Origin of the sequence: Variovorax sp. VaC1 (genome assembly GCF_043658315.1) — a bacterium.
Lineage (GTDB): Bacteria > Pseudomonadota > Gammaproteobacteria > Burkholderiales > Burkholderiaceae_C > Variovorax.
Window position 1 is genome coordinate 1 of sequence record NZ_JBIGLT010000003.1, and the last position, 15,579, is coordinate 15,579.

General features: G+C 64.2%; 5 protein-coding genes. 1 reads left to right on the plus strand and 4 read right to left on the minus strand.

Annotation, left to right across the window (positions count from 1 at the left end; all coding sequences use genetic code 11):
- From ACGLHS_RS12170 to ACGLHS_RS12185, 4 genes are all read right to left on the minus strand, one after another.
- On the minus strand, positions 1 to 6,726 hold a 6,726-nt coding region (locus tag ACGLHS_RS12170; protein WP_394479930.1), incomplete at its 3' end, for an amino acid adenylation domain-containing protein.
- A gap of 109 nt (positions 6,727 to 6,835) precedes the next feature.
- On the minus strand, positions 6,836 to 11,128 hold the full coding sequence (locus ACGLHS_RS12175; RefSeq protein ID WP_394479932.1) for a MupA/Atu3671 family FMN-dependent luciferase-like monooxygenase: 4,293 nt from the start codon (positions 11,126 to 11,128) through the stop codon (positions 6,836 to 6,838).
- A 135-nt stretch (positions 11,129 to 11,263) separates the two neighbouring features.
- Positions 11,264 to 11,479 carry an MbtH family protein gene (locus ACGLHS_RS12180; protein WP_394479934.1) on the minus strand — a complete coding sequence of 72 codons (216 nt, stop codon included), beginning with the start codon at positions 11,477 to 11,479 and terminating at the stop codon, positions 11,264 to 11,266.
- Between the two features lie 330 nt (positions 11,480 to 11,809).
- Complete coding sequence (locus ACGLHS_RS12185) at positions 11,810 to 12,580, minus strand: SDR family oxidoreductase (protein ID WP_394479936.1); 771 nt, start codon at positions 12,578 to 12,580, stop codon at positions 11,810 to 11,812.
- Positions 12,581 to 13,032: 452 nt separating this feature from the next.
- Here ACGLHS_RS12185 and ACGLHS_RS12190 point away from each other — a divergent pair, with 452 nt between their 5' ends.
- Positions 13,033 to 15,579 (plus strand): penicillin acylase family protein, encoded by a 2,547-nt coding sequence (locus ACGLHS_RS12190; RefSeq protein WP_394479938.1) that lies wholly within the window; start codon positions 13,033 to 13,035, stop codon positions 15,577 to 15,579.

A 15,579-nucleotide genomic window follows, 5' to 3' on the forward strand; every position in this document is an offset into this window, starting at 1 on the left:
CAGGCGTGCCGCGGCGTCGCGCGAGGCCTGCGCCACGAGCACCTGGCGACCTTCCTCGTGCAGGCCGATCATGTCGATGTGATGCAGGCATTCCTGTGCATGGACGGATGCGGCGGGCGGGATCTCCAGTTGCCAGTTGGCGGCTTCGGATGTGGCCTCGGATGCGCGCGTGACCCTCAACTGCATGCGCAGCGCGTCGTGACGCTCCAGCAGCGCCTGCAGCGCGCTCACCAGGTGCGCCTTCTGCATGTCCGCGGGCACCTGCAGCAGCATCGACTGGTTGAAGCGATCGATGGGGCCACCGCGCTCGCGCAGCCAATGCACGATGGGCGTCGGCGGGACGGCGCCCACGGCGACATCGGTGTCCACGCTGCGCGTGTCCGGCGCGGCCGCGACAGTGGCGAGCGCGGCGATGCTCTGGTGCTGGAAGACGTTGCGCGGGGTGATGACCAGGCCGGCCTTGCGTGCACGGCTGACCAGCAGGATGGAGCTGATGCTGTCGCCGCCCAGGTCGAAGAAGTTGTCGTCGATGCCCACCTGGGGCAGGCGCAGGACCTCGGCGAAGAGGGTGGCCAGGGTCTGCTCCTGGGGAGTGCGCGGTGCGCGGATGCTGCGTGGCGTGAAGTCGGGCGCGGGCAGGGCCTTGCGGTCGAGCTTGCCGTTGGGCGTCAGGGGCAGGGCATCGAGCACGACGAGGGCTGCGGGGACCATGTGGTCGGGCAGATCGGTGGAGAGGGCGCGGCGCAGGGCTGCGGTGTCGATGGCGGCATCTGCCACGACATAGCCCACCAGTTGCCTGTGTCCTGGTGCGTCCTCGCGCGCGATGACAGCGGCCTGAGCGACACCAGACTGCCGAGAGAGGGCCGCCTCGATCTCACCGAGCTCGATGCGGAACCCCCGGATCTTGACCTGCTGGTCGGCGCGCCCGAGGAAGTCGAGCACGCCATCGGTTCGCCAGCGCGCCAGGTCGCCGGAGCGGTACATGCGGCTGCCCGGCGGGCCGAAGGGGTTGGCCACGAAGCGCTCGGCGCTCAGGCCCGGGCGCTGGAGGTAGCCGCGCGCCAGGCCCGTGCCCGCGATGTACAGCTCGCCGGGCACGCCCGCGGGCACCGGCTGCAGTGCCGCGTCCAGCACATACATCTGCGTGTTCCAGATCGGACGCCCGATCGGAACCGAGGTGGCTTCCTCATTGGCGTCACAGGCCCAGAACGTGACGTCCACGGCCGCCTCCGTCGGGCCGTACAGATTGTGCAAAGGGCTCGCCAGGGTGCGATGGAACTGGGCTTCCAGCTCCTTGGGCAAGGCCTCGCCGCTGCAGATGACCCGTGTCAGGGATGTGCAGGCCGATGCCGCAGGTTCCTGGACGAAGGCCTGCAGCATCGAGGGCACGAAGTGCGCTGTCGTGATCTGCCGGGCGAGGATCAGTTGCGCCAGATAGGCCGGGTCCTTGTGCCCGTTGGGCTTGGCGATGACGAGTGCGGCGCCTTCGATCAAGGGCCAGAAGAACTCCCACACGGAGACGTCGAAGCCCGCGGGCGTCTTCTGCAGCACGCGGTCATGCGCGCGCAACTGGTAGGCCGACTGCATCCACGCCAGGCGGTTGACGATGGCGGCTTCGCAGACCACCACGCCCTTGGGTCTTCCGGTGGAGCCGGAGGTGTAGATGACGTAAGCGGGGTTGGCGGAGCGCAGCGGCCGGACGCGGTCGCGGTCGGTGGGGTTGGCAAGGGGCGCTGAGGCCAGCTGCGCGATGAGGGCGGGCTCGTCCAGGCACAGGGTGGGCACGCCCGGAGGCAGCATCGCTGCGGTGGCGCGGTTGTTGATCATGCAGACCGGCGCGGCATCCTCCAGCATGAACGCCAGGCGGTCCTTGGGATAGTCCACATCCAGGGGGACGTAGGCGGCGCCGGCCTTCAGGATGGCCAGGAGGCTGACCACCAGCTCCAGGGAGCGAGGCAGGGCCAGAGCCACGAAGCTCTCGGGGCCGACGCCCTGGGCGATCAGGTGATGGGCCAACTGGTTGGCGCGGGCATTGAGTTGGCCGTAGGTCAGCGAGGTGTCCTCGAAGACCAGGGCGGTGGCGTCTGGCGCGCGCGCCACCTGCTGCTCGAAGAGCGCGGGCAGGGTCGCCTCGGGCACGGGGTGGGCGGTGTCGTTCCATGCAAGCAGGATCTGCTCGCGTTCCTGGGGCTGCAGGATCGGGATGCCCCCGATGGGCTGCGAGGGATCGGCTGCGATCGCATGGAGCACCTGCTGCAGCCGCGCTACCAACTGCTCGACTGTCGTGCGGTCAAACAGGTCTGTCGCGAATTCGAGCCGTCCCGAGATGCCTTGCGGTGTGCCATCCTTGCTGCGCTGCTCCCACAGCTCGAACGACAGGTCGAACTTGGCGGTGTTCAGCACGATGGGTTCGGCCGTCGCTTCCAGCCCCGGCAGCGTGAAGCTGGCGAGGGTGTGGTTCTGCAGCACCAGTGACACCTGGAACAGCGGATGCCGCGCCATCGAGCGCGATGGGTTGAGCACCTCCACCAAACGCTCGAACGGCAGGTCCTGGTGCGCATAGGCACCCAGGTTGGTCTGGCGTACACGCGCCAGCAACGCATGGAAGCTGGGATCGCCCGAGGTGTCCGTGCGCAGCACCAGCGTGTTGACAAAGAAGCCCACGAGGTCGTTCAACGCTTCGTCGGTGCGCCCGGCGATAGGGCTGCCCAACGGGATATCGGTGCCTGCGCCCAGGCGGGTGAGCAAGGTCGCCAGTGCCGCTTGCAGCACCATGAACAGGCTGGCCTGCCCTTCGCGCGCGAGTGCCAGCAGACCTTTGTGCAGGTCGGCGTCGATCTGGAACGCGATCCGTTCGCCGCGATAGCTGGCCACGGCGGGCCGCGGCCTGTCGGTGGGCAGTGTCAGTTGCTCGGGCAGGCCGGCGAGCGCGCGCTGCCAATAGGCCAACTGGCCGGTGATGACGCTGTCGGTATCGCACTCGCTGCCCAGCAAGGCGTGCTGCCAGAGCGTGTAGTGGGCGTACTGCACCGGCAGCGGTGCCCAGGCCGGTGGCTGGCCCTGTACACGCGAGGCGTAGGCCTGCGACAGATCGCGCGCCAGCGGCGCGAGCGACCAGCCGTCGCTGGCAATGTGGTGGCACATCAGCAGCAGCACGTGCGCTTGTGCATCCAGCCGCTCCTCGTCCAGATGGAACAGCCAGGCGCGAAATGGAATCTCGCTGTCCAGCTGGAAGCAATGAGCGGTTGCTTCGGCGAGCCGTTGTGTAAGCTCTGCTTCCGTTGCCTGCTGCACACGCAGCACGGGATGGGCATCAGCGGGCGCCAGAATGCGCTGCGATGGCGTGGCGTCTTCCGTGCCCGCGAAGACGGTGCGCAGGCTCTCGTGGCGGTTGGTCAGGTCACTCAGTGCCAACGTCAGCGCCGCATCGTCGATCCGGCCCTTCAGGCGCAGGGCCAGCATCACGTTGTAGGTGGGCGCGGGGCCATCGATCTGGTGAAGGAGCCAGAGGCGCCGCTGCGCGAAGGACAGGGGAATGGATGCGGGCCGCGTCATCGGCCGCAAGACCGCGCGGGCCGCGCGTGCCCCGAGGAGCCGATGGGTCAGCTGTGCGACTGTCGGCACCTCGAAGAGGGCCCGGATGGCGAGCTCGACGCCCAGCACCGAGCGGATGCGGCTCACCAGCTTGGTGGCCAGCAGCGAGTGGCCGCCAAGGTCGAAGAAGTTGTCGTCGATGCCCACCTGTGCGAGGCCGAGGATCTCCGCGAAGAGCGTCACCAGGATCTCTTCCTGCGGTGTGCGCGGCGCACGCATGCTCTGCGGTGTGAAGTCCGGCGCGGGCAGGGCCCTGCGGTCGAGCTTGCCGTTGGGGTTGAGCGGCAGGCGATCGAGCACCACGATCGCCGCAGGCACCATGTAATCGGGCAGTTGCAAGGCCAGCGTGCGACGCAGGAGTTGCGGATCCAGCGGCAGCGTTTGCTCGGCGACCACATAGCCCACAAGTTGCTTCTGCCCGGGTCTGTCCTCTCGTGCAACGACTGCGGCTTGGGTCACGCCGGGCAGGCGCGTGAGTGCCGCCTCGACCTCGCCGGGCTCGATGCGAAAGCCCCGGATCTTGACCTGCTGGTCGGCGCGCCCGAGGAAGTCGAGCACACCGTCGGGGCGCCAGCGCGCCAGGTCACCGGGGCGGTACATGCGGCTGCCCGGCGGGCCGAAAGGGTTGGCCACGAAGCGCTCGGCACTCAGGTGCGGCCGCCGCAAGTAACCGTAAGACAGGCCTGCGCCCGCCACGTACAGTTCGCCCGCCACACCCACGGGCACGGGCTGCAGCAGCGCGTCCAGTACGTACACTTGGGTGTTCCAGATCGGGCGTCCGATCGGCACGTCGTTCTTGCCGACGCGCGCGAAGAGGCTGTCGCCAGTGGCTTCCGAGAAGCCGTAGAAGTTCAGCAGCTGCGATTGCGGCAGGACTTTCTCGAAACGGCTTGCCAGCTCATTCGTCAGCACCTCGCCACTCACGATCCAGAGGCGGCAGCCTCCCAGCCGCGATGCATCGTAGTGCTCGAGCAAGTGGGCCAGCAGGCTGGGAACCAGCGTGATGCGGTCGATCCGGTGGTGCTCGATCAGGTCGACAAGGTCGTCTGGCGTCTTGACGGCCTGCGGGCCGGCCATGACCAGCGGGGCGCCAAACAGCAGTGGCCCGAGCATCTCTGTGCTGCCGTCGAAGAAGGCGATGGAGCTCTTGGCGATGGAAGCCTTGCCCGGTTCGTAAGGGCGCGTCTCGTGCATCCAGCACAGGCGATTGATCACGCCGGCATGCGGGCCCGTCACGCCTTTGGGCCGGCCGGTGGAGCCGGAGGTGTAGACGACGTAAGCGGCGCTGGTTGCCTTGAGTGGGCGCGTGCGATGGCGGTCAGTGGGATCGGTGTCTGGCGCCGCCGCGAGCTCGGCGGCGAACGCGGGGGCGTCCAGGCATAGCGCGGGTGTGCTCTCGGGTAGCCCGCTGGCGGTGGCCGTATCGCTGACCATGTAGAGCGCTGCGGCGTCTTCCAGCATGAAGGCCAGGCGCTCCTTCGGATAGGACACGTCCAGCGGCACGTAGGCGGCACCTGCCTTGAGTATGGCCAGCAGCCCGCACACCATTTCGATGGAGCGAGGCAAGGCCAGGGCGACGAAGTTCCCTGGACCCGCGCCCCGGGCGATCAGGCAATGAGCCAGCCGGTTGGCGCGTGCATTGAGCTCGCGATAGCTGAGCGCGATGTTCTCGAAGACGAGAGCGGTCACGTCCGGCGTGCGCGCGACTTGCAGCTCGAAGAATGCGGGCAGCGTAGCCTCCGGCACGGAGCGCGTGGTGTCGTTCCAGCCGCGCAGGATTTGCGTGCGCTCTTCGGGCTGCAGGATGTCGATGCGGCCGATGGACTGCGAGGGATCGGCCACGATGGCCTGCAGCACGCGCTGCAGCCGTGCGGCGAGCTGCTCGACCGTGGCGGGGTCAAACAACTCCGTGGAGAACCCGATGCGGCCCGCCATGCCGCTCGGCGCGTTTTCCTTGTCGCGCTGCTCCCGCAACTCGAACGACAGATCGTACGTACCGGCGATCGATTCCATCGACTTTGCACCGATGGTGACGAGTCCCGGAAGCGTGAAGCTGGCACGCGCATTGTTCTGCAGCACCAGCGCTACCTGGAAAAGGGGGTGACGCGCCATCGAGCGCGTGGGATTGAGCACCTCCACCAGCCGCTCGAACGGCAAGTCCTGGTGCGCGTAGGCCCCCAGGTTGACAGCTCGAACCCGGGCCAGCAGTTCGCGAAAGTCCGGGTTGCCGGACGTGTCCGTGCGCAACACCAGCGTGTTGAGGAAGAAGCCCACGAGGTTGTCGAGGGCCTCGTCGGTGCGCCCTGCGATCGGGCTGCCCAATGGAATGTCGGTGCCTGCGCCCATGCGGGTGAACAGCGCCGCGAGCGCAGCCTGCAGCACCATGAAGAGGCTGGCCTGACCTTCGCGCGCCAGTGCCAGCAGCCGTCGGTGTAGATCGGCGTCGAGCTGGAACGCGACAGTCCCGCTTGCATGCGAAGAGACGGATGGGCGCGGCCTGTCCGTGGGCAACTCCAGTTGGTCGGGCAGGTCGGCAAGTGTCTGCTGCCAGTACCCCAGTTGCCTTGCAATGAGGCTGTCTGGATCGGTCTCGCTGCCCAGCAGGTCGTGCTGCCAGAAGGTGTAGTCGGCGTACTGCACGGGCAGGGGATTCCAGGCCGGCGCATTGCCCTCGCAGCGTGCGGCATACGCTTCGGAGAGGTCGCGCGCCATCGGCGCCCACGACCATCCGTCGCAGGCGATGTGGTGGCACAGCAGCAGCAGCACGTGTTGCCCGTTGTCCAGATGGAACAGCCAGGCGCGAAATGGGATCTCGCCGTCCAGCCTGAAACCGTAGGCCGAGGCCTGCTCGATCTGCTGGGCGAGCGTGGCCTCCGAGGCATCTTCAACTTGCAGCACGGGGCGCGCCGCCTCGGGCGGAAGAACGCGCTGCTCGGGCGCCTGCGCCCCTTCCAGGAAAACGGTGCGCAGGCTTTCATGGCGTGCCACCAGGTCGGCCAGCGCGGCCGCCATCGCGGTGTCGTCCATGCGTCCTTCGAAACGAACGGCCGTCGGGACGTTGTAGGTCGGCGTGGGTCCGTCAATCTGGTAGAGGAACCACAGCCGTCGTTGCGCAAAGGACAGGGGAATCATGAAAGGTTCCGAACTGAATGATGAGTGGTGCCGGCAGAGGGTGCCGATGGACGGGGCCCTGGCAAGCGGCGCTTGAGGCAACGCTGCGAGATACCCCCGAGGCCAGCCGTCAGAGGCTGTTGTCGTACCGGACCGAAGGCTGCGGGAGCTTGTTGCTTTGCCGCGTTGGCCGCAACGCCGTCCGCGCCTTGGGCGCGGTGGCCAATTTGCCGGCCAGCCTCGCCACGCTCGAAGCTTCGAACAGGGTGTGGATGCCGATCTCGACACCCATCGTCGTACGGATGCGGTTGATCAGCCGCGTCGCCAACAGCGAATGGCCGCCCAGGTCGAAGAAGCTCTCTTCCGCGCCGACCTGTGGAAGCCCAAGAATCTCCGCGAAGAGCCGCGCCAGGGTTTCTTCTTGCGGCGTGCTTGGAGCGCGACCGGTCTGCGGTGCGATATGAGGCGCCGGCAGGGCCTTGCGGTCCAGCTTGCCGTTCGGCATCAGGGGCAACGCGTCCAGCCAGACGTAGTGCGAGGGCACCATGTGCTCGGGCAACGAAGCCGCGAGATGAGCGTGCATTTCCGCCGCCTCTGGCGCCGGACCCGTGCGCGACTTCTTCATGACCGTCGCCAGATGCGGCAGGTTGCCAAGCACCTGGTCCGCGGCGACGCCGAAATCGATCAGGCATGCGAACTCGTCGACGCCGATCTTTTCGAGCTTCCGCACCAGGTTCAGGCAGGTCTCGGGGCCGCCGATCAGGGACGAGGTGCCGAAGTACCGGCGGACTGCGGCTTCGATCAGTTGCTCGGCATCGACGTCTCCGATCGCCTTGTTCGCAATGTCTCCTCCCAGGTCTTGCGAGACGCTCTTACGCAGCTCCGTGTGCGAGCGGAAGTATTGAAGCATCGGCTCGTGCGCCAGTTGGCGAGCCGTTTCATCGTCCGGGCCCACGAAGGTATGCAGCATGAGCACCACTTTGCGCGAGTCGGGATCAAAGCCGTTGGCACGCAGCGCCTCGCGGTAGATCCGTATGTTCTCGGTGAGCTCCGGCACCGTGAGGCTCAAGAGCGCGGTCAGCACGTTCGCGCCCATGCGGCCCGCAGCTTCGAAGGTTGCCGGACTGCGGGTGGCGGTGATCCAGACCGGTAGCTCGGGTTGGACGGGCTTGGGCTGCAGCTTCAACTGCGTCTCGTGCCCGATACCGTTGCGGGCGCTCATCGTGCCGCCGCGCCAGAGTTCGCGCACCTGCTGCACGCCGTCCAGCATGACCTGGTAGCGGTTGGCGTAGTTGTCAGGAGCGAAGACAAAGTCTTCCGGCACCCAGCCCGAAGCGAAAGCGATGCCGACCCGGCCGCGCGACAGATGATCGACCACCGACCATTCCTCGGCAACCCGCAAAGGGTGATGCAACGGCAGCACCACGCTGCCCGCGCGCAGCTGAATGCGTTCAGTGACCATCGCCAGCGCTGCGCTCAGCACCGACGGATTGGGAAATGCCGCGGCGACTTTCGTGAAGTGCCGCTCCGGTGTCCAAACCGCCGAAAAACCGTTCTTGTCCGCGAACTTGGCGCCTTCGACATACAGCCGGTAGAGCTCACCGTCCGGGTCCTGATTGGCATCGGCGAAATAAAAAAGACCAAACTCGGGGGCACGCGATCGAGCAGGCATCGCTGCCGGGTCCGCCACGAGGTACGCGACCAGGCGTTTGCCGCCGGCGCCGTCCTCGCGCGCGATCACCGAAGCCTGGTTCACCAGGGGGTGCTTGACGAGTTCAGCCTCGATCTCGCCCGGTTCGATTCGGAAGCCGCGCAGTTTCACCTGATGATCCGCGCGGCCGAGGTAGTCGAGCACGCCTTCGCGGTCGAGGCGCCAGCGCACAAGGTCGCCAGTGCGGTACATCCGCTCTCCTGGCGCACCGAATGGGTTGGCCACGAAGCGCTCGGCGCTGAATGCGGGACGGTTCAGGTAGCCGCGGGCAAGCCCCGCACCTGCGACATACAGTTCGCCGGCAGTTCCTGCTGAAACCGGATTGAGCATGGTGTCCAGAACGTAGACCTGGACCCCTGAAATCGGCGAGCCAATCGGGACGCTGGACGTGGCGCTGTCGCCAGTTTCTGCGTTGATCCAGCCCGCGGCATCCCAGAACTCCGAGGTGCCGTACAGATTGACCAGCAAGGCATTCGGCAAGGTCTTCCTGAATTGGCCGGCCAGGTCCGGTGTCAGCGCTTCGCCGCCACACGACCAATATTGCAAATCCGGGAGGCGCTGGCCGAGGTCACGGTTGCCATCGAGCATGGCCTGCAGCAGTGAAGGCACAAGTACTATTCGCGTGACTTTTTCCGCGGCCAGCAGGTTTATCAGCCCGTTCACATCTTTGCTCAGGGCTGGTGGCACCACCACGATGCGATGGCCCGCAAAAAGAGGCGTCAGTACTTCCCAGACGAAATCGATGAAATTGTGTGTGGTCCTTTGGGCGTAAACCGTTTGGCTGTCAGCCGTATGCACGTCCCATTGCAATCTGTTGAGCAGCGCTTTGGACGTTCCGGCGACCCCTTTGGGTTTTCCGGTCGAACCCGATGTGTAAAGTACATAGGCGATATTGAGAGGGGCAAGCGGCTGAGTGCGTTCCGCATTGCCGGGGTTGGTTGCCTTGGATGCCGACAGCCTATCGATCAACGCAGGGTCATCAAGAAGCAATATCTGTGGTTTTGGGGAGCCAAATTTTCCAATTTCAGTTGAAATTGAAATAATGCACCTCGGGTTGGCATCCTCCAGCATGAATTTGAGGCGCTCTTGCGGATATTCGGTATCCAGCGGCAAATATGCGGCACCCGACTTGAAAATGGCCAATAGGCTGATTATCAGCTGCGGTGAACGGGGTAGGGCCAGTCCGACAATGCTCTCCGGTCCAATACCAAGAGAAATTAGGTGATGTGCAAGGAGATTGGATTGATTGTTCAGTTGCTCGTAGCTGATGGCCTCTGATTGAAATGAAATTGCCGGAGCCCATGGTGTCTTGGCCGCTTGACGCTCGAACAACTCCGGGAGCATCAAATCCGGGTCCGATGCGCGATCACCGTTCCAGTTGAAAAGAATCTTGCGGCGCTCCGCCGCATTTAAAATTTCAATTTTTCCTACTTGGAAAAAAAGGTCTGCAGAAATTTCCTCGATGAAGCGAAGTAATCGATTTTGATGTGTTTCCAAATCACCCATGGAATAGGTGTTCGGATTTGCAGTGCAGTAGATGTCAACGCCACTGTCTTGATCTACAAAGAATGAGAACGAAATATCGGATGCAGAGCGTGCCGACGTGTTGTACGATTTTGAAGAAAATCCCGCAAATTGAAGCCCCTGCTTGAATGGCATCACATTGATGACCGGGCCAAAATCACTGCCATATCCCCGGATTTTTTTCGCATCCAGATAAAGCCGTGACGCAGGGTATCTTTGGTGAGGGAGGATGTGCTTTATTTCCTCGTTCACAATTCGCACGATGTCTCGAATTGTCATATCCGTAGAGATCGACAAGTGCATCGGCAAGGTGTTGGACATCATGCATGGGATCAGTTCCGTTTCTGCGGACCGTCCCGAAACAGGCAGCGCGATCGAGAGCTCACCTGCCCCCGTTGTTCGGTACAAATAGGCTGCAACAGCGCCGATCAACGCACGGGTCAACGAAGTACCACAGTCTTGTGCAATTCCTGAGAGTGCGGTGATCGTTGCACTTTCGATGCGGCATGTGCGCCGCACCGGTAACCTGGAGAACTCCCGGCTGCTGCCACCAAATCGAACTGGTTCTGGAAGGCGTGACAAATAGTCCTGCCAGAACTTGCGGTCTGACTCAAAGGAACTGGAAGAAAGATATGCCTCTTCGGTGTCCAGAAGTTGGCTCAGTGGTGCGAACCATGGCTTTGGAGTTTCGTGGCCACCAGCCATTGCCGTATAAAGCTCCGCCACCCTTCGGGCGATCAGCGAATAGCCAAAACCGTCGACGATGATATGGTGATAAAGCTGATGCCAAGCGAAACGGTTGGTCGCCAGCTTGATCAGGCAAAACGAAAACAACCCCGAGTCAGTCGGCGAGCGCTGCTGCTCCATCCTTTGAGATATCGCATCGCACATGGAGCGATGAGGGTCTGTTTCACTGCTGAAGTCAACGAAATAAATAAGGTCTTCGAGGGGGCGTTTTTCAATGGCCTGCCGCGGCCCCGCGTCTTTTTCAAAGAAAATGGAGCCCAGGGCTTCGCTCTCGTTTGCAACGATTTTCAAACACTTCAGGAACAACTCGGAATCTACGGGGCCAGATATTTCGATGAACTCACCCACATTGTGGGACGGCTCGCTGGAGTAGAACTGACGCTCGAACCAAATGCCAAGTTGCGCGAAAGACAAAGGCCAATCGATATGGGGCGAGACCATGTAGTCGAATCCTGTGGATTATTTGGTACGAGCAGGCCGGATAGGTTATTTGGTACTTGGAGGGAGCTTCCTCCCAAGCACCTGCCGCGCCTGTACGCGGTCTTTTCCCACTATGAAGGGGGCAATCGTGTCTTGCTATTTTGGCGCAGCCATCGCCGCGGCCAGGCTCCGAGGCCGCATATCCGTCCAGTTGGCCTCAATGAATTCGAGGCACTCCGCTTTTTTTGCCGGGCCATGAGTGCTTTTCCAGCCTGCGGGAATTTCAATAGACGTCGGCCAAATTGAATGTTGATTTTCGTCGTTGACCAAGACGTGATAGGAGGCTTCGCTGCTTTCAAAAGGATTTGTCATGAAGATTTCGTTTTCGTCAGGCTGGCAAACGGTATAGAAACTTGGCCGCAGCGCTCATGAAAGAGCTCGTGTACTGAGTTGGGTAACATTCAAACACGAAGTTTGCCAATGTACAATGCGAACTTATTTCTTAAGTTTTTGTATTAATGTTGCGGTAAAGGGTATGAAAGTACCGAAATGAATTAACTTTCAGGTGTGGCAATTCTTTTGAATTAGTTTTTGATGTTTTAGACGCGCGCAATCGGTTCGGCCATGAAGATGGGGCCGAAGCGTGGGCCGAAGGGGCGTCGGGGACGCTTGTCGGACAAGGTCCGACGACTGCCAGGGCGGTCAGCGCGCGTGCGTGGCGCCGCCGTCGACGATCAGGGTGGAGCCGACGACGTAGTCGCCGGCACGCGATGCCAGATAGACAGCTGCGCCCGCGATATCTTCCGGGTCACCGATGCGGCCAAGCGGAATGTAGGCTGCGACTTCGTCTGCGTGGTCGCGCGCCGTTTTGTTCAGATCTGTGGCAAACGCTCCAGGAGCGATGGCGCTCACGACAATGCGCTCGGGTGCGAGCCGCAGAGCCATCAGCCGGGTGAGCTGTATCAGCCCCGCCTTGCTGGCGGCGTACGAATAGATTTCTCTCGGACTGACCGAAATGCCGTCCACCGAAGCGATGTTGATGACTTTTGCAAGGCCCACGGTCGTCGCCTTGCGAAGCAGGGGCGTCAGGATCTGCGTCAGAAAGAATGGTGTCTTGACGTTCAGGTCCATCACCTTGTCCCAGCCGCTTTCGGGAAAACTGTCGTAGGGTGCGCCCCAGGCGGCTCCAGCGTTATTGACGAGGATGTCGAGTGTGTTTTCGTGCTTCGTGTACGCATCGGCAAGTGCTTGGGCGCCTTCGATCGTCGACACGTCGGCGGGCAGCGAAACGCAAGGGCCGAATTCCGACAGTTCTTTGGCGGCACGATCGCAGGACTCAGCACCTCGCGCCGATATATAGACCCGAGCGCCCTGGATCAGGTAGGCCTGCGCGATCATCCGGCCAATACCACGCGAGCCACCGGTGACGAGTGCGGCGCGGCCCTTGAGAGAGAACAGATTCGCGAGGTTCATTGAGACTTTCTTTCTGGGGTTGAGGCGCGCTGTTGCCAAACCTTGGAGATGCGGGTTCGGGAAAAATACAGGAAGAAAAAGGCACTCATCGAGCATCAGCGTCGGTCATCTGATGAAGCATTCAAATCAGGGCAGATACCTTGTTGCGCGAGCACCTCCGCACGCGTGCCACGCTCTATTCAAGCATGAGAGTCTTGTGCGCGTCGACCACCGTCGACAGGCTGTGTGCAGGCATAGGGAAGGTGTTGGCGAGGAGCAGCGCCAGTTCCACAAGCGGGCCGCATTCGAGACGAGTACCCGCGCGCCGCATGTTCCGTTGATCGACCGTTGGTGATTTGCTCATGCATCACCACAGCCTCGGCCTGTTGCCGGAGAAGCGCATTTCTCGTAACCCGCTGCGCGCATAAATCGGGATACTGTGCGCTGCCAATCACAGGCAGGAGACGAGACACATGAAAAGAAGAAACCTGCGCCCCGCATCGCGGCGCGCGTTAAGCCAAAGGCATTCCATCGCAGCTGTTGCGTTCGCGGCCCTCGTGGCTCTCACGCTCGCCGGCTGCGCATCGGGGCCTCCCGACAAGGGGACGACACCGCAGCGCCCCTCCTCATCCTTCGCGGTGCCGGGGCTGGAGAAACCGGCCGAGGTGCTGGTCGACCGCTGGGGCGTGCCGCACCTTTACGCGGGCACGTTGTACGACGCCTTCGTGGCGCAGGGCTTCATCGCCGCGCGCGACCGGCTGTGGCAGATGGACCTGTGGCGCAAGCGCGGCCTCGGCGAGATGGCGAAAGACTTCGGCCCCGCCTGGGTCGAGAGCGACCGCGCCGCGCGTGCCGTGCTCTACCGCGGCGACATGTACCGCGAGTGGCTGGCCTACGGCTCCGACGCCAAGCGCGTGGCCGAGGCCTTCACGGCCGGTGTCAACGCCTACGTGGCGCAGGTGCGTGCGCAACCCGCGCTGCTGCCGCCCGAGTTCGCGCTGCTGGGCTACCAGCCGGCGACGTGGTCGCCCGAAGACGTGGTCCGCATCCGGCACCACGGGCTCACGCTCAACTTCACGTCGGAGATCGAACGCGCCCGCGCCTTCTGTGCCGGCGGGCCCGGCATCAAGGCCGACTGGCTGCGCCGCGAGCTCGATCCGCCGGTCACGCCGCGCGTGCCGCCGGGGCTCGACCCTTGCAACATTCCGGCGGCCGAGCTGCGCGCCGCCTACATGCGGGCGACCGAGTCGCCGCAGTTCACCAAGGCCAACACGCGGCTCGCCGGAGCGGTGGCGCTGGTGCCGGGCAGCGCCGAGTCCATCGAGGCAAGGCGCATCGAGGAGGAAGAGCAGCGGCAACAACAAGCCGCGCAAGGCGATCCGACCGGCGCGTACGGCAGCAACAACTGGGTCATCGCGCCGAAGCTCACGGCCACGGGGCGGCCCATCCTCGCCAACGATCCGCACCGCGCCCACAGCGCGCCGAGCCTGCGCTACATGACGCACCTGAGCGCGCCGGGCATGGACGCCATCGGCGCGGGCGAGCCCTTCCTGCCGGGCCTGTCGATTGGGCACAACGGCACCATCGCCTTCGGCCTCACGCGCTTCTACATGGACCAGGAAGACCTGTACGTGTACCAGCTCAACCCGCGCAACCCCGAGGAGTACCGCTACCAGGGCCGTTGGGAGCCTATGACGCGCGTCACCGAGCGCATCACGGTCAAGGGCGAGAGCACGCCACGCGAGGTGGTCAACACCTTCACGCGCCATGGGCCGGTGCTGCTGTCCGAGCCCGGCAAGCGCCGCGCCTATGCATTGCGCGCCGCGTGGCTGGAGCCCGGCATGGCGCCGTACTTCGGCTCGATGGACTACATGCGCGCGCGCAACTGGGACCAGTTCCGCGCCGCCATGAACCGCTGGGGCGCGCCCGGCGAGAACCAGGTCTATGCGGACACCAGCGGCAACGTCGGCTGGATTCCCGGTGGGCTCACGCCGATCCGCCCCAACTGGGACGGGCTCATGCCCGTGCCGGGCGACGGCCGCTACGAGTGGTCGGGCTTTCGCAATGGCGACGAGCTGCCCTCGGAGTTCAACCCGGCGCGCGGCTACGTCGTGACCGCCAACGAGAACAACATTCCGCCCGACCATCCCGCCGCGAAGAAGGGCGTCGGCTACGAGTGGAGCGATGCGGCCCGCGCGCGCCGGCTCAAGGAACTGTTCGCGGCCAAGGTGGCGTCGGGCTCGCGCTTCACCATCGAGGATTCGGAGCGCATGCAGAACGACATCGTCGCGACGCCGGCGCAGCGCGTGCTGAAGCTGCTGGCCGGCCTGCGCAGCGACGACGCGCAGACCGCGACGGCCCTGCGCATGCTGCAGGGCTGGGACGGCACCATGGACCGCGACAGCGCCGCCGCCGCGCTCTACGAGGTGTGGAGCAGCAAGCCCTTGCGGGCGGCCGTGCTCAAGGCCGGGGCCGGCGACAGCGCCGCCGCATTGGCCGCGCCCGGCGACAACACGCGCATGGTGCTGCTGCTCGAGAACCCGTTCGGCTGGGTGACCAACGAGCAGCGCGACGCCTTGCTCCTGAAGACATTGCCGGCCGCGATGCAGGAGCTTTCCGCCAAGCTCGGGCCCGACCCCGCCGCGTGGAAGTGGGGCACCTTGCACCGCGCGGAGTTCCGGCATCCGCTCGGCGGCATCGTCGATGCGGCCACGCGCAAGAAGCTCGATGTGGGCGACTGGCCGATGTCGGGCTCTTCCTTCACGCCGATGGCGGCCACCTACCGCGCGACCGACTACAAGCTGACGGCCGGGGCATCGTTTCGCATGGTGCTGGACGTGGGCAACTGGGATGCATCGCGGGTCATCAACACGCCGGGGCAGTCGGGGAATCCGGACAGCCCGAACTACCGGGACCTGGCACCGCTGTGGCTTGAGGGGAAGTACGTGCCGCTGGTCTACAGCCGGTCGGCGGTCGAGAAGGAAACCGTGGAGCGGATTCAGCTGACGCCGGGCAAGTGA